The sequence below is a fragment of the Marinomonas sp. A3A genome (assembly GCF_018336955.1).
Lineage (GTDB): Bacteria > Pseudomonadota > Gammaproteobacteria > Pseudomonadales > Marinomonadaceae > Marinomonas > Marinomonas lutimaris.
In genome coordinates, this window is the sequence record NZ_CP025532.1 from 3,658,365 (window position 1) to 3,678,645 (window position 20,281).

The window sequence follows — 20,281 nt, forward strand, 5'->3', positions numbered from 1 at the left end:
TATTAAGTCGGGATTTATCAATTAGTGTCCGCTGGCAGCCTTTTTCGTAAAAAAAACAAACGGTGTCAGAACAAAAAATAAGACTGTCAGCATCATGAATAGGTCGATAGTTGACAGCATTAAGCCTTGTGACGTCACTGTTTCATTAAAGCTCATCAGACTTGCCGTGCTTGGGTTTTGAAGTTGCGGTGACACTATCGGGTTATATTGCGATATATTTTCACTTAATACCGAATGATGGGCGCTTGAGTTACGAGCCCATATCCACGCGGTTAAAGAAGATGAAAAGCTCGCTCCAAGCGTTCGAATAAAGGTAGACAAAGAGGCTCCATCCGCAATATCAGGACCATTCAAATCAGCCATCAAAATCGTCGTCATTGGCATAAAAAATAAGCCGATGCCAATACCCATAAACAACTGTATAAGCGCAATCGTCGTAAAATCGACCTCTAAATTAAATAGCGTTCGCCAATAACAACTTATACCAATCACTACAAATGAACCACCTGCCAACCAGCGCATATCAAGTCGACTGCCGAATTTACCCAAAAAAGGCGACATTAATAGCGGTAAAACACCCATTGGCGCAGCCGCTAATCCTGCCCATAATGCGGTATAACCCATTTGAGTCTGAAGCCACTGCGGAAGAATGAGGTTAAGACTAAAAAAACCGCCATAACCCAATGTCAGCAAAATGGTACCGATACAAAAATTTCGATTTAAAAACAAACGAAGATTAATTGCCGGATGATCATCTGTTAACTCCCAAATAACCATAAATGTCAGCATGATGGCGGCAAATACTGCCCCACCAATAATCCAGTTATTTGCGAACCAATCTAAATCATTGCCTTTATCTAAGACGATTTGCAATGCTCCAACGCCCAACGCCATGCTTGCTAATCCGATGACATCCAGTTTCGGTTTGGTTTTCTGCTGAGGACGGTTTTTAAACTGCGCTGAGATAACTACAATCGAAAAAATACCTACCGGAATATTGATAAAGAAAATCCATGGCCAACTATAGTTGTAGGTTAACCAGCCGCCAAGTATTGGACCTACGATAGGCCCAACAACCGCGACCATGCCTATCAAAGCAAGCGCCATTCCTCGTTTCGCCCGCGGAAAAATCGACATCAAAAGCACTTGGCTCATCGGAAACAAAGGTGCAGCGGATAAACCTTGCAATGCGCGAAAAAACACCATTTCCGCCATGTTTTGTGAGATACCGCACAAAAACGATGTGATAATAAAGCTGAGCAAAGCCGCAACATAAAGCTGCACTTCCCCAAAGCGACGACTTAACCAAGAGGTAATAGGTAAGCCAATCGCAAGACAAACAGTAAAGGAAGTAATAACCCAAGTACCTTGGTTAAAACTCACCCCCATGTTACCTGCAATAGTTGGTAGAGCCACGTTTGCAATGGTGGTATCCAACACTTGCATAAATACACCCAGCGAAATGGCAAAGATACACAGTGCCATATTCGCTGGACGGAACTCTTCTTGTTGACTCATAAGTCGACCTTACGATTTATCAGTAGATGTCTGTTTAAGCTGAGCATCGTTGTCTTTGATTATCTGGCTGATAACCTGCTGAATTTTTTCTGTAGGTTGGTTATAAGCATTCGTTTCAAAACGCGGCATTTTGGGACTGGTGGTCGATAACAATTGCCCCGACATATCTGTGGTGTCCACATCAACACTCATAGAAAGACCAATACGCAAAGGGTGACGTGCAATATCATCACCGTCTAGCTTGATACGAACAGGCAAGCGTTGGACAATCTTAATCCAGTTACCTGTGGCATTTTGTGCCGGTAACACAGAAAAAGCACTGCCTGTACCAATGCCTAAGCTTTCTACGGTGCCGTGAAAAATAACCTCGTCACCATACAAATCACTAACCATAGAAACTGGCTGACCAATACGCATATCATCCAATTGAGTTTCTTTAAAATTTGCGTCTACCCATACTTCGTTTAGTGGCACAACGGCCATGAGTGTTGAGCTTGGCGAAACTCGTTGGCCCAACTGCACTTGGCGACGGGCTACATAACCGGTCACAGGGGCAACAATGTCTGTTCGCTGTTTAGCTAGATAAGCTTGTTTCAAACTGGTAATAGCGGATTTAACAAGCGGATGTGTTTCCACTGTTGTACCAGAGATCATGGATGATTCTGCATTCAATTGCTCTATCGCAACATCCAGTTCCGTGGTAGCTGAATCCACCGTATCTTTTGCATGACTTAATTCTTCTCTGGTCACGCCTCCGACATTCACCATATTTTTACGGCGTTCATAATCTCTTTGTACTTTGTTTAGCGTTATTTTCTTAGACTCAACAACCGCTTTCGCTTGGGTCTCATTGTTAAACATAACTCTTACTTGGCGGACTGTTTGAGCTAATTCTGATTTGGCATTTTCATATTGGAGATCTGTATCGGCGTTATCAAAACTGACTAACACTTGTCCCTTCAGCACAAAATCACCATCGTCAACGGTAATACGCGTAACCGTTCCTTCCGTTTCAGACGTGATAGAAACGATATTGCCTTGAACGTAGGCATCATCTGTATTTTGATTGCCAACAACATACTCTTTGTAGTACCAGCCAGCACCTAATGCACCAAGCACAACAATACTAAACAGAATCACTAAGCTCTTAGTTCGCTTGCTGTTTTTTGGTGTCACTGTGTTTTCAACATTGTCTTGCATGATTATTTTTCACCATTAGTTTTAAAAAGAGAAGAAGGGCAATCTTCTGATAGAAACGAGGCAACAATTTTACTTAAGCCATGTAATAAATTTTGCTTTTCTTCGAATGTTAAACATTCGGTTAAATTGTCAATGGCAGCTTGAGCAAGAGGAATAGCACGGGATGTCACAATATGGCCGTTGTCAGTTAATTTAATTAAAACGGAACGACGGTCATCAGGATCAGCTATTCGCTGAATTAAGTGTTTTTTCTCCAGCCGATCCAACATTCTCGTCATTGCACCGCCATCAACGTTTAATGACTTACTAATATCAGAAGAACGCTGATTATTTTGGAAATAAAGTCTAAACAGCACCTTAACTTGACCCGCTGTAATGTCCTCTTCAATCAAGAATTGATCAAGTAAACGATCTTTTATCTGATTGGTTTTACCGAGTAAAAATCCAATATTAGTAAATAAAAACTCATGAGAGTCTTGGGGGGATTGAGTCATTTTCAGCCTAGTTAGAGTGACATAAAGAAAATTGCCTATGCAATAGATGCCTAGGCAATTAAATTATCGCTATTATGCCCTCAACCCGTCAATATTAGCGCTGCACTATTTAATGGTGTTTTTGAAAATTGATTGTTTTATGCACATTCTTAATAAATTAGGGATGCAACATGAGTGGTATATAAGATCGCAAGCTAACCAACATCACACCTAAAAAAGCGCTTAACAAGTAAGTTTTGCTTATGCTGAAAAGAATAGCGCCAAGACAAAAAAAAGCCAGCGCGGGCGCTGGCTCGTTTTCCTTATTAGGTAAGGGAACAACCAAATAAGGAAACCTTTTCTCCACTTTATTAAATCCCCCCGTGGGTTAGCTTGGCTGGATCTAATAAAGTAAGTAATTCTTCTCGGCTAATGTCTGTTTCTTCTTCGGCAACATCCACCACTGGACGACCTTCTTTGTAAGCCTTTTTGGCAATTTCTGCGGCTTTGCCATAACCAATAATCGGATTAAGTGCGGTCACTAAAATAGGATTACGATGCAATGCTTGGTTCAATTTATCTTCATTTACCACTAGTGTCGCAATAGCATTGTCAGCCAAAAGCTGCCCACTGTTTGCCAGCAGCTTGATACTGTTTAATAGATTCTTGGCAATCATTGGTAACATGACGTTCAATTCGAAATTACCGGATTGCCCACCTATGGTAATCGCCGCGTCATTACCTATCACCTGCGCCGCGACCATAGCCGTTGCTTCTGGAATCACTGGATTCACTTTACCTGGCATAATAGATGAACCTGGTTGCAAGGCTTGTAGGGAAATTTCACCTAACCCTGCTAATGGGCCAGAATTCATCCAACGAAGGTCATTGGCAATTTTCATATAAGTCACCGCTACCGCTTTTAACTGACCAGATAAGGCAACAGCAGTATCTTGAGAACCAATCAAGGCAAAAAAGTTATTACCCTGGCTGAAAGTGACATTTGTTAGGTTAGACAGTTCTTTGGCAAATAGTTCAGCGAATTCTGGATGGGCATTAATACCCGTTCCCACTGCGGTACCTCCTTGCGCCAATTGAGTCGTTTTGTTCTCCAGATAGGTTAAGTTATCGATATGATCTTGCAGCTGAGCCGCCCAAGCATGAAAGGTTTGATCCATGCGAACTGGCATAGCATCCATCAAATGTGTTCTGCCAGTTTTAGTGTATCCCGCCAGAGCTGTGCCTTTCTCTAGAATAGTGTCTTTTAGATGAACCAATACAGGCAAAAGATGACCAGTTAATTCCAATGTGGCGCTGACATGAATAGCACTAGGAATAACATCGTTGCTGCTTTGACCATAATTCACATGATCATTTGGATTAACGCGTGCTCCCAACTTTTTACTGGCAATGGTTGCGATCACTTCGTTAGCATTCATATTCGAGCTGGTACCCGAGCCTGTTTGAAATACATCCACAGGAAAATGCTGCATCAAATCATCGGTGTTTAGAAGTTCGTCACAGGCATTTTGAATCGCTTTAGACATTTCAGGCGTTATGCATTCAAGGGATTCATTAGCTCGTGCAGCGGCGGCCTTGATTAAGATAAGAGAGCGAATAAAGGCTTCTGGAAGTGGCTCGTCGCTGATAGGAAAGTTGTTAATGGCTCGTTGTGTTTGGGCGCCATAGAGTGCTTTTTCTGGGACTTCTAATTCGCCCATGCTATCTTTTTCAATACGCATTTTCATTAGTAAATGATGTCCTTATTGTTCGAAGGAAGAAATAAAGTAATGGCTCAAAATTCGTAAATTATGCTCCATCTTGAAATAGTTCTTGGCATCTTGATACGTCACAATTAAATGTTTGAGGTGTGACAAGGGCAAATACACCTTATCTAAACAAGTCTGGCGCCAGTGAGGCGCAACACTGGTATCACAAACCGTATCCAGCAACACATTAAACACTCTTTGATGCAGCAAAGTTGCATCGGTAATGTTCAATCGCTCAGCGTACTCTTCTGTTAAGTTCAAATAATGATAGAGCACTTCTGGGGAATCTGCACACTGCCCGCCCTGAATGGTCTGCTCGAGTACTGAAAATGGCACTAAATAATGACTCATCGCTTTGCCCTCTGAAAATCTAACAACATAAATGATAACTATTATCAATAATGTGCATGAAGGCGAGACCTGTCAAGTAGTTGATAACGATTCTTATTAAATTTAACTATTTGCTGCGATTACTTGATTCAAATCAGTCGTTTCCTCACAACTCAAAAAATAAAAGGATAAAACGCAAAAGCCCCTGCTATGTCATCCATAACAGGGGCTTTCTTTGTAAACAACAATACTTAAAGAGCTTTGCTCTTAGTGATGATGACCACCAACACCGTGCGCATGACCATGAGCAATTTCATCATTCGTCGCTTCACGAGAGTCAACGATTTGAATGTTGAAAGTCAGGTCTTTACCAGACAATGGGTGATTCAAATCAACCGTGGCGTGCTTCAAACCTACTTTCACGACGGTTACCTGACGCATACCTTTGTCGGTTTGCACCATAGCAACCATGCCAGCTTTCCAGCGTTTCGCGCCTTGTAGATGTTTGACTGGTACTTGTTGCTGACGATCTTCATGACGCTCACCATAGGCATCAGCGCAAGCAACGGTAACTTCAAACTCGTCACCGACTTCTTTTCCTTCCATTGCTTTTTCAAGCCCTGGAATAACATTACCGTGGCCATGTAAATACGCCGCTGGATCTTTACCCGCAGAAGTTTCGATCAACTCTTCGCCATGACGCAAAGTATAGTGAAATTGAACGACTTGATTGTCTGCAATCGACATGCTGTTTCCTCATTTTTAATTCAATAATTAAGCGCTAAGGCTTAGTCTATCGGGTTCTGTAGTATTGGGGCATTATAGTGACTATGTAGAAACTTACCTAGACCCGTCTTACCTAAAAAATAGAAAGCTCTAAGAAATCTTCTTTAATAATGATGTCTTTCACCAAGGACGCGGCGGTTTTTTCAAATGGAGAATGGTTTAGTACGTAGACTGGATGTTCATCAAAATACTGCACCAGCGCCTTTTCAAAATCATCATGTAAGGATCCTAAAGTAGATCGCAGCATTTTGTCGTTAAAGCTTGAACCTTCTACCTCAATTTGGGTGATTTTTGGCGCGACCAAATACAAGCGATCTTCTTCGATTCTCACACCAGATTCAAAAGAAGGGTTCACATTTGTAGTCAGTGAAAAAGTCTGACCAAATGCAGTTAAAGTACCGGTCATTTTACTCATAAGATCAACAAGTACCAGACCACCATCGCGCTCGGTAAAATCGATCTGTGCAGATGTTACCAAAAGGTCCAGATTGAGGGTATTACTGTCTAAAGTCAGCTGAATATGATTTTCCTGTGGCTGAGCTAATTGCTTAGCAACTTCTTTATTTACATCATCTTCGCTGACACGGAAGCTATTACAACCGACCAAAAGCACTGAAGTTGATATCAGCATAAGAGTTGCAATAGTACGAGTAAATCGCATCATTCTTCCTGTACTCCGTTAGCATTCATGTCGCGTTTTTCATACCAGAATCTCATAAAATCTTCGGTGACTTTTTGCTCTATTTCAACCGCTTCATCGGTTGGGCAGAACAATGAAATAGTAAAAACGTTATAGCCTTCAACCGTTGTTGTAATTCGAACTCGCGGCTCGGGGCCTGAAATCTTGATGTCCAAACGTTTCTCAATGAGGCTGTTATAACGAATAGCCACATCGTGAAAATGCTCGCTGTATTGGCGAATTTTATCGAGAATCTGTTCTTTTATCGTAAACAAGTTCACATCATCCGCATGACGAGAAATAGAAAACGTATGCGTCACATAACGGCGCATGTAGTTTAAATTTTGCACTGTATGCTGCAATAAAACACTATTCGGGACAACCGTTGTCCGGCCTGTATAAGTATAACTTGCTCCTTTCAAGTCGACTTCAAATAAGGTTGTCGATAGCCAGTCACTGTCGGTCACTTCACCTTCATAATTAGCGATACGTATCCAGTCACCAACTTGATACGGCCGTGTACTAGCGCGATAAAACGCACCAACGATACAGGCGATAAATTCTTTCGTTGCGATAACCAATGCCACCATGAAGGCGGCGATTGAGATAGCAATATTTTGCAATTCAGATGACCAAATTAGAACCAGACCAACCACCAAAAACAGGTTAAATATATTGTCGACGGTATTAATTCTTTGACGTTTCTTATCGTGTTCAATCTTTTGATGGAGTCGAATAGCGCGCTTAGTGTAACGTCGAACAATGTAAGACAATAAAATCCAAGCGACTGTTAAAACAATCTCAACGTGATCCATCAGAATGGAAAAGTCTAATTGGGAAAAATCAACAGGCATAAAAAGTGTTTCCTTTATTGAGCAGGCTACTTTAACAATCATTGTTAGGATCAACAAATAAAAGCGCTAGACAAACAACGAAAAATAACTGTATATTTATACAGTATTATTTTTCACGAGGTGGATTATGCCTGTAATTATCAAATATGTTGTAGAACGCGATGGAATCGAAAAAATGACGTTTACTTCAAAAGCGGAAGCCGATGCGTACGACAAATTGTTGGATACTGCTGAAGCGCTATATGAGATTTTGGATCAAAGCGAACTAGCTGGAGATCACAGTCAAAAAGAAGCGCTTTCCATGTATCTTGCACAGAACAAAGACTCTATTTTAGACGTCTTTAGTAACAAAAAGAAAAGCCCTCAGAAAACTAAAAAAGCAAACAAGGCTGCCAGCGCACAGCTTGATCTAGCAGAAACTGCGCCTAAAAAAACGCTTGAAGACCTAGTGATAGAACCAGATGAAGATGTGGTATATAACGAAGATGAAAGCAACGTAGTGTTTGATGACGAACTAGTCGATTTTCGTGAAAGTGATGCCGCGTAATGCAGCATCACTTTCATTACTCCGAAGCTAATAATGGCTCAAATAATTAGTAACCTTTGTTAGCGCGGATTTTATACTGCGTTTTACAGTAACCACGAGAAACATCAGGATTGCGCAGCGCCAAATGTTTACTTGCACGCCCAGATACTCTAGCCCGCCAATTTTTAAAGGCTTTAGATTTTAGATTGCTGCGCATTAACAAAATAACATCAGGCTCTGAAAGACCATAAAGAGTTTGAATGGCTTCAAATGGCGTGCGATCTTCCCAAGCCATTTCGATAATTCGTGACTTATCTGGAGTCAAAATATAGTCTGGAGTCAAAATATGCCCTTAAGTAATAACCATGATATGCATTATACGAAAGGCCTCAATCAACAGATCACCTATTTTCAATAAGACACTTATTTAGACATATGAGTCTGTCTAACCAACCAATCGAAAAACACAGCCGCAGCACCATGTAATTCAGCACCAGATCGTCGCACTAAATAAAACGATTCACTGGCTTCAATGCCTTGTCCAAACGGCGCGACTAGTTTTCCCTCATTCAACATGTCTTCAACCATAGAAGAACGCGCCAAGGCCACACCTTGCCCAAGTTCTGCCATGCGCAATGTAGAAACAAGCGTATCGAATTGCATGCCCACTGACGAATCAACAATGTCCACACCCATTATATTCAGCCAATAGCCCCACCCCTCTTCGTAACCGATAACATGCAGAAGCGAATGATTCGCTAAATCCGCTGGCTCCAACAAAGGTGATCGCGCCATCAATTCAGGTGAACAAACAGGCACCAAGCGATCCCAAGTCAGTCGCTGCGAGATCAATCCTGTCCATTCGCCATGTCCCCAGCGAATTTCCATATCATCTTCATCGTCTAATGCTTGTACCCAAATATTGCTCACGTAGCGAATATCGTATTGAGGATAAGTCACACTAAAATCAGCCAATTTGGGCGCTAACCAGTGAGAAAAGAACGACAAGCTCCCGCAAATTTTGATGGTTTGTTTATCATGTTGGGTAAAGATCTCGTTCGTGCCGACAGCTAAACGAGAAATAGCGTCCTTTACCACGGGAAAGTAAGAACGCCCTTCTTCCGTTAAACTCAAACCACGTGGCAAACGTTTAAATAACGACACCCCCAAATGGCTTTCTAACAAACGAATCTGCTGACTCACTGCTCCTTGGGTCAAGCACAACTCTTCAGCAGCATGAGTGAAATTAAGACATCGAGCCGATACTTCAAAGGTATGCAGCCAATTTAATGGAGGAAGGGATTTCTTATTCATGATGAATATCCAAACAAGGAGAGAATCTTGACCAACAATTGTGGCCAAGATTTGTCATCAATACTAGGGAAGGTGCGAATAAGTCTACTAAGACTCAGTCTTTCAGAGAAATCGTCAAATAAGGCGCGACTCTGAAGGAATGTAGGTACCTTTCAAAGAGTCGCAACAACATGTGGCGTTTTCTCTGAAAGACCCGCAGGGCATGCTCTAAAAGCCTGTATTCTTTGTTGAGCACCTCGAAAATAGAACCACTATTCCCATTCGGCACTCGCCTCGAAAAACAGGCTTTTATCCACATGCTGAGACAAGAGGACTTGTTCGTACCTTCCCTAGAGGACTTGCCCAAGGAAACGCTGTAGACGTGGGTTATCAGAACTAAAGAAGCGCTCAGGGCTTTCTTCGAACACTAACTCGCCCTCTTCCATGAACACTACGCGATCTGCCACTTCACGAGCGAAGCCCATTTCATGCGTTACCACGACCATAGTCATGCCATCGCTGGCGAGGCTTTTCATAACGTCTAACACTTCCCCAACCATTTCTGGATCAAGCGCACTGGTTGGTTCATCAAACAGCATAATCTTAGGGTGCATGGCTAATGCTCTTGCTATTGCCACACGCTGCTGCTGACCACCAGACAAGTGCGACGGGTAGTTATTCATGCGTTCAGCTAGGCCTACTTTTTTAAGCAACTCACGGCCTTCTTGTTCCGCGACTGTACGAGGCTTTTTCTTCACTTTAATCGGTGATAAAGCTACGTTACCAAGCGCGGTTTTGTGCGGAAAAAGATTAAAGGACTGGAACACCATGCCCACTTCTTCACGTACTTTATTGATATTGGTTTTCCTGTCTGTCAGGCTCACTTCGTCAATATGAATCGTGCCATCAGAAATGGTTTCCAACTGATTCAAGGTACGTAAAAACGTCGACTTACCTGAGCCGCTTGGCCCAATAATCACCACCACTTCACCACGATTAATATCGAGAGAAACGTTTTTTAAAGCATGACAGCCATTCGGGTAAATCTTTTCAATATTACGAGCTTGAATGATGCTCTTATCGGTCATATTAGTCACTGGCAGATAACCTCTTTTCAAGACGCTGAATGGCCCAAGACAAAGCGCCGGTTAACACTAAATACATAAGAGCCACGGCGAACCACACTTCAAATGGCGCAAAAGTAGAACTCACCACTTCTCGGCCAGCCTTAGTTAAATCGGTAATGGAAATAACCGACACCAAAGACGAATCTTTAATCAAATTAATAAACTGTCCCGCCATTGGCGGTAGCGTACGCTTAAACGCCTGAGGCAAAATCACATTAACCATGGCCTGAACGTAATTCATTCCTAAGCTGCGCGCTGCTTCCATTTGCCCTGGGCTAATTGACTGAATACCAGAGCGCACTATTTCTGCAATGTAGGCGCCAGTAAACACAGACAAGGCCGCCACACCGGCAGTAAAACGATCTAGATCTAACACGGTGCCAATAAAAAAGTAGAAGATAAAAATCTGAACTAGTAAGGGCGTACCACGAATAAGTTCGATATAAGTAACGGACAAATAACGTAGTGCCGGATTAGTCGATATTCGAGCCAAGCCAGCGAATAAACCGATAACCACAGCAAAAACCAAAGACACCACAGACAACTGCAATGTCATCACCAGCCCCCACGTAAGCGGGCCAATATTCCAGTTTTCTACCTCAACAAGAGGATCACCCTCAAACACCAAATCACCATTACTCACCAACAAGTTATCAAACTTCTTGATTACCAACGGATCATCACCGTAGTCGGAAGTCACTACCAGCTTATTGCCTTTTTCGATAGTGGCTGTTCCATCAAAAGGTGATCGCACCGTCGTTGCTTCAGTGTTGATTATGTACTGCGGAATTCGTTCCCAGCGCCAAGTGTAGTCAATGCTTTTGCTGCCAGCATAAATGCCAAAGCCTAGTCCTATGATGATTAGAACGAAGACTGCTTTCCACAAAAGTAGATGAGATTGTTTTTCCATCGATGAGAAGTCCCGTCGTGTTTTTTTAACTCAAAGAGCCGTGTTTTATTCAAAGAAGAGCCAACAAAAAGTGGCGCTAATCTGCGCCACTTTTGTCTGATATCTATATTACTGAACGTTGCTGATCCAAGAGCTGCTAGCAAACCATTTTTGATAGATCTTGTCGTAAGTACCATCGCCTTTAATTTGCGCAAGGTAGTTATTCAAGAAATTCATAAAGTCTGGGTCACCTTTACGAATCGCAAAACCGAGCGGCTCATAGGTGAAAGACTCGTCTAAATGCACTACTTTGCCTTCATTCTGAGCTGAATAAATCGCGTTATATGGCAAATCATAAACGAAAGCATCGGCATTACCGTTCACCACTTCAAGCACGCCTTCTGATTCTGTTTCAAACAGATTCAATTTGGCTTTGCTCATGTATCTTTTTACAGCGTAATCGGATGTCGCACCCAATTTAGTAGCTATGGTGTATTTAGCATCGTTTAAATCACGGTAATTAGTCACTTTGCCTTTAAGCTTAGGGCTTAACAAAATTGTTTGACCAACAACAATGTAGGGATCGGTGAAGTTCACTTTCAAATTACGCTCAGGCGTAATCGTCATACCAGAAATAATGATATCGCACTTATCTGTCAACAACGCAGGAATGATCCCATCCCAAGCAGTGTTACGAATATCCAGTTTAACGCCCATCGCTTTTGCCATGGTTTTCGCAATATCCACGTCAAAACCAACGATGTCGCCTTTTTTATCGCGCATATCAAAAGGCATGTAGCCTGCTTCCGCACAAACACGAAGTTCACCACGCTTAAGCACTTGGTTTAACGTTGATTTTTCCCACAGATCATTGTCTGAAGCTGATGCCAGCGTTGCACTACATAGAGCCAATGCAGTAATAAATATTTTTTTCATTCTTATATGTCCCCAATTTTTTGTAAAAACAAACCCTAATCTGTTTTAAATGCATTACTCGAACGCCATTTTCTAGCGGCGCATAATACAGGAGTTGCGACGAACAGTCCCTATTGAAACGTTAATGAACTCCAACGTATTTTTCATTTTGCTCAAAATTAAACCCAGTCAGTTGCTGAGCAAGCAAGCGTCCTGACTCGTTCAAACGCCTGCTGCAAATCAGCGATTAAATCTTCAGTGTCTTCAATCCCCACAGATATCCGCACTAAACCTTCTGAAATGCCCAGAGCCAAACGCTCTTCTAAGGTATTTTCCACATGACTTGTTGTTCTGGCAGGCCCATAAATAGTTTCTACTGCGCCCAAGTTCCCCGCGCAATGGGCGTATTGTAATTGTGGTAATAAAACTTTAACCGTATCCATACCCCCCACTAAAACAAAACTGACAATTGCTCCAAAGCCTAGCATCTGCTCACAGGCAATCTCGTGATTCGGGTGGTTTGGCAGTCCTGGATAATTCACCGCTTCCACCAAGGGTTCAGTCAATAAATATTCCGCAATCGCCTGCGCGCTGCTTTGTTGTTGGCGAATACGTAGTGCCAAGGTTTTCATACCACGAATAATCAAATACGCAGAAAACGGATCCAACGACGCACCGTTAATTTCTCGATAATGGCGGACTTTGGCCATCAAATCTTCAGAGCCACATACCAAACCGCCCATAGCATCGGCGTGACCGCTCAAGAACTTAGTCGCACTGTGCACAACAATGTCGACACCTAGCGCCAAAGGGCTTTGGTTCAAAGGCGTCGCAAAAGTGTTATCCGCCATCACCAAAGCGCCAACTTTTTTAGCGGCAGCGACAAGACGTTTCACATCGACAATTTTCAACGTCGGGTTAGTTGGTGTTTCCAAATATAAAACATCGCAACCTTTGGCGATTTCTTCTTCAATTTGCTCATGACTGTGCGTTTCGCAAAGCATCACACTCACGCCCATTCGGGGTAAAAATTCTTCAAAGACTTTATTGGTACCGCCATAGCTGTCTTTCGTCGATACAACACGGCAGCCGTTTGATAAAAAGGTATAAAGCACACTGCTGATCGCTGCCATACCCGTACTAAAAGCAACCGCCGACTCGGCGTTTTCTAGACCACAGATCTTTGCCTCTAAGGTTTCTACGGTAGGATTACTCATGCGGCTATAAATAAAACCGGGAGCGGCCCCCAAAGCAACGTCGTACCATTCATCAATATCTTGGTAGCCATAAGCGGCACTCGCTACAATAGGAGTTTGCGTCGCACGATAAGGGTGATCCACTTGCTCGCCGCTCCATACCGAACGCGTTCCACTTCCTGCTTTATCAAAGGTAGGCTTCGCCAATTTATTACTCATTACAGATCTCTCACATTCTATGGCTAAACAGCCAGTATAAATTCCATTAGCTTTCACTATAGCCAAACGATGAAAACGCGAGAAATCATCTTATCAAGCACTAAGGGTCGGTTTTTTTAATGGATAAAACTTCGGCTTAATGACTTATACTATTCACTCCTCTGCGCTCATTTCCTGACTTCTAGGACCTTTAATGAAACCTGCTGCTTCGCCTAATAATACTGTCGATAAAAATATGTTTGGCGTCTTTCGTTATAGCCGTCGCGCAATTGATTTGGTTTGGAAAACCTCACCTGCGTTAACTATCGGTTTGGCATTGGCAACCCTAATTGCTGGTGTCACGCCAGCCGCCATGGCGTATGTGGGACAGTTGATCGTGGATGCGGTTGTTGCCGCCATGGAAAGCTATAAACAAGACCAAGTTCTGCACTATCAAACCGCGCTCAACTATGTGGTGTTAGAGGGAATTTTGGTGTTGGTGATTGCCGCCGCGCAACGCGCATTAAGCGCTCAGCAGGCCATTTTACAAGGTTTATTAGGTCAAAAAGTCAACCTGCTAATATTAGAAAAAGCACAAAGCTTAACCCTGTCCCATTTTGAAGATTCTGAATTTTACGACAAATTAGTTCGCGCTCGCCGCGAAGCATCTAGCCGCCCGCTTGCTCTGGTGAATAAAACCTTTGCACTACTGCAAAATGCTATCTCGTTATCCAGCTTTGCGGTCTTGCTGTGGCATTTTTCACCGTGGGCGTTGGCGTTATTGGTGTGCGGTGCTTTACCTTCCTTTATCGCTGAGGCCAAGTTTTCTGGCGATGCCTTTTTGATGTTTCGTTGGCGCTCGCCAGAAGTGCGTCAGCAAAACTATTTAGAAACCTTATTGGCTCGGGAAGACAACATAAAAGAAGTTCGCCTATATCAATTGGGTGATCGTTTTTTACAGCGTTACACAGAAATATTCATCAAACTATTCAAAGAAAGTAAGCGACTGATTTTGCGTCGCGAAAGCTGGGGCTTCGCCCTTGGCGTGATAAGTACTTTGGTGTTTTATGGCGCCTATGGTTGGATCGTCAGCGATACCATTATTGGCGCGATTACTTTGGGGCAAATGACAATGTATTTGCTGTTATTCAAACAAGGTCAAAGTTCGGTTTCCGCTTCTCTTACCGCCATTAGTGGCATGTACGAAGACAATTTGTATTTATCCAATCTCTACGAGTATCTAGAACAAGAAACGCCGCTTTCAACATCCGGTTTGTTAGTAGGGCCAACTCCAAACGATGGCATTCGTTTTGAAAATGTCTCTTTCCAATATCCAGGTAGCGAACGACCCGCACTTGCCAACATCAATCTACACATTCGCCCTGGCCACAGCCTAGCGATTGTCGGTGAAAATGGCTCAGGCAAAACCACTCTCATTAAACTGCTGACTCGTCTTTATAACCCAACACAAGGGCGCATTTTGCTAGACGGCTTAGATTTACTGGAATGGGAAGAAAGTGCACTACTGAAGCGTGTTGGCGTGATATTCCAAGACTTTGTGCGTTATCAATTTATTGTTGGTGAAAACATCGGCGCGGGCGACAACGACAGATTTAATGATCAAACTGGCTGGAAAAAAGCAGCGGAACTTGGCAAGGCCACCGACTTTATTGATGAGCTGGAACAAGGTTACCACACCCAACTTGGCCGCTGGTTCCGTGGCGGACAAGAATTGTCTGGTGGGCAATGGCAAAAAATCGCCTTGGCGCGTGCTTTTATGCGCGAAGACGCGGATATTTTGGTATTAGACGAGCCGACCGCAGCCATGGACGCCCAAGCCGAAGCCAATATTTTCCAGCATTTTCAAAAACACACCAAAGACAAAATGGCGATTCTGATTTCACATCGTTTCTCCACCGTTCGTCTCGCACACGAGATTATTGTCATGGAACATGGGCAAATTAAAGAGCGCGGCACCCACGAGTCACTATTAGCTCAACAAGGCCAATACGCACATTTGTTTACCTTGCAGGCGCAGGGTTATAAATAGCTAGGCGCATTGCTATAAATAGCCACTAACGTATTTTGCCATACAGTCTTTTAACAAAGACATTATGGCGACACACTTTTTCTAGGCTCATTGCCAATACGCTTAAAATCACAATACCGCCACCAAGCATAACCAAAGCAGAAGGCAACTCACCCAAAACAAACGAGGCCATTACCATAGCAGTAGGCGGAATCAAATACAGCACAATGGATATTTTACTGACTTCTGTGTGCGACAAAACATAAGCCCAAGCCACGTACGCCAATGCGCTCGGAAAAATGCCCAAAATCACCACTGCAAAATTTACCTGAAAGTTAGAATCCAACATAGAGGTCAACAACCCAGAAGAAAATACCAACAAAACTACTGTGCCTGTCCACACCGTATAACACACCATGGTTAAGGTACTGTAACTCTGCGAAGAACGTTTTTGCAGAATGAAATACACACTCCAAGAGCAAGCCGCCACAAGAATCAATAAACCATTAAAGTTGATATTGCCGATGCCTTTATCACCGATCACTACGATCACCGCGCCTATCATGCCGCCCAATACACAGCACCAACGCCATGCATTAATCCGCTCCTTTAACACACAGCGCGAAATAATTACGGTAAAAATCGGCGTCGATTGCGCTAACACACTCGCCGCCCCTGCACTCACACCGCGCTGACCAAAATTTAGCGCAATGTGATGTAAGGCTACGGCAAAAAAACCAAGCACAAACAACAAGGGAATATCCTTAAATTTAGGCACTTGCACACCCTGATAAATCGCTACCATTCCCATAAAAACAGAGGCAATGATAAAGCGTAATAACGCTAACTGACCGGGCGAATATGATGCAAGGCCGATATGAATACCAATGGGTGAATACGCCCAACACACCACAACAAACATCGTAGCAATAACCAGCTTGGCCTCCGTCTTTCTATTCACCTTTTGCATATATAACCCTTTTAAAATTCACTCGCCGTCTAAGAAGGAGTTAGTATTAAGAGAAAGGCTCAATACAACAATTAACGAATACTGAGGTCAGTATTCACTTGGAATGAATGATGGAACTCGCTCAAATTCGAATGTTTAAAATGGTTGCCAATCTTGGCAGTGTGGCGCAAGCGTCCGTTGCATTACACTGCGTTCCTTCTAATGTCACGGCGAGAATTAAAGCCCTGGAAACAGAGCTAAAAACCACCTTGTTTTACCGAGAAGGACGCGGCTTGCGCATTACGCCAGCTGGAGAAGTATTTCTAACCTATGCGGATAAAATTCTATCGCTAACCGAAGAAGCCAAGCGCGCGGTTGACCCAACGTCAGAGCCATCTGGCCCACTGCGAATTGGTGCCATTGAGTCTTCGGCAACCAGTCGTTTACCGCCTATGCTGACAAAGTTTCACACGCAATATCCGAACGTTGAACTGCAATTTAAAACCGGCACTTGGTCACAACTTTTAGACGATATACAACATCACAGACTGGATGGTGCAATTGTCGCCGTTGATATTGACCGATCCTTTGTAGACAGTACGACGTTCTTCAATGAAGATCTGGTGCTTATTTCCTCCACCTCTGCCGATCCCATCAAGTCCGTGAAGGATATAGAGGGAAAAACCATCTTCATGTGGCCGGAACCTTGCCCATATCGAGCCGCACTAGCAACTTGGCTCAATCAAAACAAGGTAAAAGCGCCCATTACCAGTATCGCCAGCTACGGCACCATCATTGGCTGTGTCAGCGCGGGAAGCGGCATATCACTGGTTCCAAAAGGCATCTACGAACAATATCAATCGGGCATGGGATTAGTCGGATATGAATTCGAAGAACTAGAAACCATTGAAAACCACTTTATTTGGCGCAATGATGGTGGTCAATTTCCCGCTTTAGACGCTTTCACTCAGATGATTAAACAAAATAATCATGGTGAATCACCATCAAACCATTCACAGCATGCACAGGAAAAACCGTTTTGAACCGACGTAATTTTATAAAATCCAGCCTTTTAGTAGCCATGACAAGTACACTGCCTAGAGTCGTTCTTGCTGCTACGCCGTCTGCTGGTTTCGACTATGAATTGATCGTCGCGCCAGCCGATGTAAACATTGTTTCTGGCGGCAGCACGCCAGCGCTTTGCTTTAATGGCGGTTATCCTGCGCCTGTAATTCGCGCCAAGCAACATCAGCTGATTCGTATTCGTGTAATCAACAAGTTAAACGAGCCGACGACGATTCATTGGCATGGTATGAGAATCCCGATTGCAATGGATGGCGTGCCGTTTTTAAGCCAACCACCCATCATGCCCGGCGAAACCTTCGACTATGAGTTCACGCCGCCCGATGCTGGCTCTTTCTGGTATCACCCACATATGAACAGCGTCGAACAGCTTGGTAAAGGCTTGGTTGGCGCACTAATTGTAGATGAAGCCGAAAAGCCAGATTTTGATGAAGATCTGGTGCTTTGCATGAAAAACTGGCACATCAAAGACGATGGCTCTTTTACCGCGTTGACAACGCCACAAAATGCTTTTCGCATGGGAACACCCGGTCGAGTGATGACGATCAATGGTGAAATCCATCCAACTTATGACGTGCCTGCCGGCGGCGCGATTCGAGTGCGCTTCTTGAACGTCGATAACACAGTGATGTATCAAATAAACTCAACCGATCCCGCAGCGCAAATCATCGCCATAGACGGTAACCCAATCACCGAACCCGTAGCCTTAACCCAACATATGACAGCGCCTGGCATGCGCCTTGACCTTGGTGTAATCGCGCCTAGCAAAGTTGGAGAAACCGTCACCTTTAAACACAAGGGTAAACCCATGGTGACCATCAAAGCCGTGGCGAGCCAACTTAAAGACCGCAGCTTACCTAAGCTGCCACTCAACCCAATTCCCGCACCAGATTTAGATAACGCAGAAACCATTAAATTTGCTTTCGAGTGGAACGCGAACATTACGCCGATTGAGAAAGGTGGCGAAGTCAGCTACAACTTCTGGACGATGAATCGCCGCTCGTGGGAAGGCATGTCAAAAGGCCACATTCCTGACCCTCTTGCCACATTAGAGCGCGGCAAAACCTACATTTTCGAGCTGTCGAATTTAACCCAATATCACCATCCGATTCACATACATGGTCATACTTTCACGGTTTTAAAATCGAATAAAAAAGACATCACACCATTTCATACGGATACGGTTTTACTTGGTCAAAACGAAACCGTGTTTGCTGCGCTAGTTGCCGATAACCCTGGGCGTTGGATGTATCACTGCCATATTATCGAACACTTAAAAACAGGCTTTATGAGTTTTGTTGAAGTGACATAAAGCATAAAATTCTCACTGAGAGACCAGATTCGAAATTAATCTGGTCTCTTTACTTATTAGAGCTTATGACTAAATAAAGTCATCGTCACCAAAGTCATCAAAGCCGCCCATGTCGTCAAATCCACCTTGATCAACACCGCCAGAATCAATGTCACTTTGATCCATATTAGCTTGATCGAAACCTGCCTGCCCAAAGCCTCGATTAGGGTCTAAACTCTCACCGTATTGATCAAAACCCGCCTGACCGAATCCACCTTGGTCTGCGCCACCGCTATCGGCGAAACTCTCCTGCCCAGAATCTGATGCGGGTCCAATATCTGGCTCTTGCCCAAGATCAGAGGCCGCAGGCGTTTCATTAATAACATTGGCCATGTCCGCTTCGGAATGATGGCTAAACATGTTCATCAACATATTCCCAACGACCATGCCACCAGCCACGCCAGCGGCGGTCTGCAAGGCGCCACCTAAAAAGCTACTACCTCGCCCAGTACCTCGCTGTTGGTTATAAGCTTGATTGCCTGCCTGTTGATTGTTGGGCTGTTGAAAGCCTGGTTGAGAGAAATTACCTCTCCTCCAACCTGAACCTTGTTTCACTGACTCTTGTGAAGCACCCTGCTCGCCACCAAATAACCCAGACAAGAATCCACCAGAATTAGGCTTTGCCGACGCTTTACGCTCTAGCTCTTCTACCCGAGTATTTAACTGCTTTAACGCGGCTTCTTGCATGATGATAGTTTGCGCCATGTAATAAGGAGCAGCTGGATTCGCAACAAGGTGTTTGTTAATCTGCGCTTCTGCTTCTTTGTCCCGCTCACCTGTGTTTTTCTCAGCAATATTAATACGCTCAAACAAACTATCAATTAAACCGCTCGCGTCGTTACTCATCACTTTATCTCCAACCTAAATATTACCTTTGCACAAAGGTCTATAAAAATAGTCAGCAGGCAAATAAAAAAAGGGGCCTGCGATCTCTTAATGATAAGGCCGCCCGACTCGCGAACAAGTGATTAAAGAGTCAGGAAAAAGGAAACAAGATCTTGAAATGAGTTAAGATTTTTACTTAGTTGCGAACAATACACAAAGCACTAGGCTGAAAACAAAAACGCCAGATCAAGATATGATCTGGCGTTTAATGTTTGTGATCAAATAGCATTG

At 43.6% G+C, this 20,281-nt stretch carries 20 protein-coding genes; 4 read left to right on the forward strand and 16 right to left on the reverse strand.

Annotated features, from left to right (window positions below; all coding sequences use genetic code 11):
- Positions 1-21 precede the first annotated feature (21 nt).
- The 8 genes from CYL31_RS17170 to CYL31_RS17205 all read right to left on the reverse strand — a co-directional run bounded on the left by CYL31_RS17170 (position 22) and on the right by CYL31_RS17205 (position 7,609).
- Positions 22-1,518 (reverse strand): DHA2 family efflux MFS transporter permease subunit, encoded by a 1,497-nt coding sequence (locus CYL31_RS17170; protein ID WP_212916370.1) that lies wholly within the window; start codon positions 1,516-1,518, stop codon positions 22-24.
- Positions 1,519-1,527: 9 nt separating this feature from the next.
- Positions 1,528-2,718 (reverse strand): HlyD family secretion protein, encoded by a 1,191-nt coding sequence (locus CYL31_RS17175; protein ID WP_212916371.1) that lies wholly within the window; start codon positions 2,716-2,718, stop codon positions 1,528-1,530.
- 2 nt (positions 2,719-2,720) lie between these two features.
- Complete coding sequence (locus CYL31_RS17180) at positions 2,721-3,212, reverse strand: MarR family winged helix-turn-helix transcriptional regulator (protein WP_212916372.1); 492 nt, start codon at positions 3,210-3,212, stop codon at positions 2,721-2,723.
- A gap of 350 nt (positions 3,213-3,562) precedes the next feature.
- On the reverse strand, positions 3,563-4,939 hold the full coding sequence (locus CYL31_RS17185) for a class II fumarate hydratase (protein ID WP_212916373.1): 1,377 nt from the start codon (positions 4,937-4,939) through the stop codon (positions 3,563-3,565).
- 15 nt (positions 4,940-4,954) lie between these two features.
- A complete protein-coding gene (locus CYL31_RS17190; protein WP_212916374.1) occupies positions 4,955-5,311 on the reverse strand; it encodes a hypothetical protein in 357 nt (118 codons plus the stop codon).
- A gap of 246 nt (positions 5,312-5,557) precedes the next feature.
- Entirely contained in the window at positions 5,558-6,037 is a 480-nt protein-coding gene (locus tag CYL31_RS17195; RefSeq protein WP_212916375.1) for an FKBP-type peptidyl-prolyl cis-trans isomerase, read from the reverse strand.
- Positions 6,038-6,149: 112 nt separating this feature from the next.
- On the reverse strand, positions 6,150-6,740 hold the full coding sequence (locus tag CYL31_RS17200; protein ID WP_249411618.1) for a DUF1439 domain-containing protein: 591 nt from the start codon (positions 6,738-6,740) through the stop codon (positions 6,150-6,152).
- Positions 6,737-7,609 (reverse strand): mechanosensitive ion channel family protein, encoded by an 873-nt coding sequence (locus CYL31_RS17205; protein WP_212916376.1) that lies wholly within the window; start codon positions 7,607-7,609, stop codon positions 6,737-6,739. Before CYL31_RS17205 ends, CYL31_RS17200 begins: the two co-directional genes overlap by 4 nt.
- A gap of 127 nt (positions 7,610-7,736) precedes the next feature.
- Here CYL31_RS17205 and CYL31_RS20880 point away from each other — a divergent pair, with 127 nt between their 5' ends.
- Complete coding sequence (locus CYL31_RS20880) at positions 7,737-8,156, forward strand: YebG family protein (RefSeq protein ID WP_212916377.1); 420 nt, start codon at positions 7,737-7,739, stop codon at positions 8,154-8,156.
- Positions 8,157-8,202: 46 nt separating this feature from the next.
- On the opposite strand, the gene CYL31_RS17215 is transcribed toward CYL31_RS20880, so the two are convergent.
- From CYL31_RS17215 to CYL31_RS17240, 6 genes are all read right to left on the reverse strand, one after another.
- Entirely contained in the window at positions 8,203-8,478 is a 276-nt protein-coding gene (locus tag CYL31_RS17215) for a TIGR03643 family protein (RefSeq protein ID WP_283248210.1), read from the reverse strand.
- An 80-nt stretch (positions 8,479-8,558) separates the two neighbouring features.
- Positions 8,559-9,449 (reverse strand): LysR substrate-binding domain-containing protein, encoded by an 891-nt coding sequence (locus CYL31_RS17220; protein ID WP_212916378.1) that lies wholly within the window; start codon positions 9,447-9,449, stop codon positions 8,559-8,561.
- Positions 9,450-9,778: 329 nt separating this feature from the next.
- Complete coding sequence (locus tag CYL31_RS17225) at positions 9,779-10,516, reverse strand: amino acid ABC transporter ATP-binding protein (protein WP_249411619.1); 738 nt, start codon at positions 10,514-10,516, stop codon at positions 9,779-9,781.
- A 1-nt stretch (position 10,517) separates the two neighbouring features.
- Positions 10,518-11,465, reverse strand: coding sequence for an amino acid ABC transporter permease (locus CYL31_RS17230; protein WP_212916379.1), 948 nt, complete (start codon positions 11,463-11,465; stop codon positions 10,518-10,520).
- 108 nt (positions 11,466-11,573) lie between these two features.
- Positions 11,574-12,380 (reverse strand): transporter substrate-binding domain-containing protein, encoded by an 807-nt coding sequence (locus tag CYL31_RS17235; RefSeq protein ID WP_212916380.1) that lies wholly within the window; start codon positions 12,378-12,380, stop codon positions 11,574-11,576.
- A gap of 158 nt (positions 12,381-12,538) precedes the next feature.
- On the reverse strand, positions 12,539-13,774 hold the full coding sequence (locus tag CYL31_RS17240) for a cystathionine gamma-synthase family protein (RefSeq protein WP_212916381.1): 1,236 nt from the start codon (positions 13,772-13,774) through the stop codon (positions 12,539-12,541).
- A gap of 193 nt (positions 13,775-13,967) precedes the next feature.
- Here CYL31_RS17240 and CYL31_RS17245 point away from each other — a divergent pair, with 193 nt between their 5' ends.
- Positions 13,968-15,803, forward strand: a complete 1,836-nt coding sequence (locus tag CYL31_RS17245) for an ABC transporter ATP-binding protein (RefSeq protein WP_212916382.1) — start codon at positions 13,968-13,970, stop codon at positions 15,801-15,803.
- Between the two features lie 25 nt (positions 15,804-15,828).
- Here the strand turns inward: CYL31_RS17245 and CYL31_RS17250 are convergent, their stop codons facing one another.
- Positions 15,829-16,752, reverse strand: a complete 924-nt coding sequence (locus tag CYL31_RS17250) for a DMT family transporter (protein ID WP_212916383.1) — start codon at positions 16,750-16,752, stop codon at positions 15,829-15,831.
- Between the two features lie 107 nt (positions 16,753-16,859).
- Here CYL31_RS17250 and CYL31_RS17255 point away from each other — a divergent pair, with 107 nt between their 5' ends.
- Together CYL31_RS17255 and CYL31_RS17260 are read left to right on the forward strand one after the other, a co-directional pair.
- Positions 16,860-17,774 (forward strand): LysR family transcriptional regulator, encoded by a 915-nt coding sequence (locus CYL31_RS17255; protein ID WP_212916384.1) that lies wholly within the window; start codon positions 16,860-16,862, stop codon positions 17,772-17,774.
- Entirely contained in the window at positions 17,771-19,126 is a 1,356-nt protein-coding gene (locus CYL31_RS17260; RefSeq protein WP_249411620.1) for a multicopper oxidase family protein, read from the forward strand. Before CYL31_RS17255 ends, CYL31_RS17260 begins: the two co-directional genes overlap by 4 nt.
- 69 nt (positions 19,127-19,195) lie before the next feature.
- Here CYL31_RS17260 and CYL31_RS17265 read toward each other — a convergent pair whose 3' ends face one another.
- Entirely contained in the window at positions 19,196-20,011 is an 816-nt protein-coding gene (locus CYL31_RS17265) for a DUF2076 domain-containing protein (protein ID WP_212916385.1), read from the reverse strand.
- Positions 20,012-20,281: the final 270 nt, after the last annotated feature.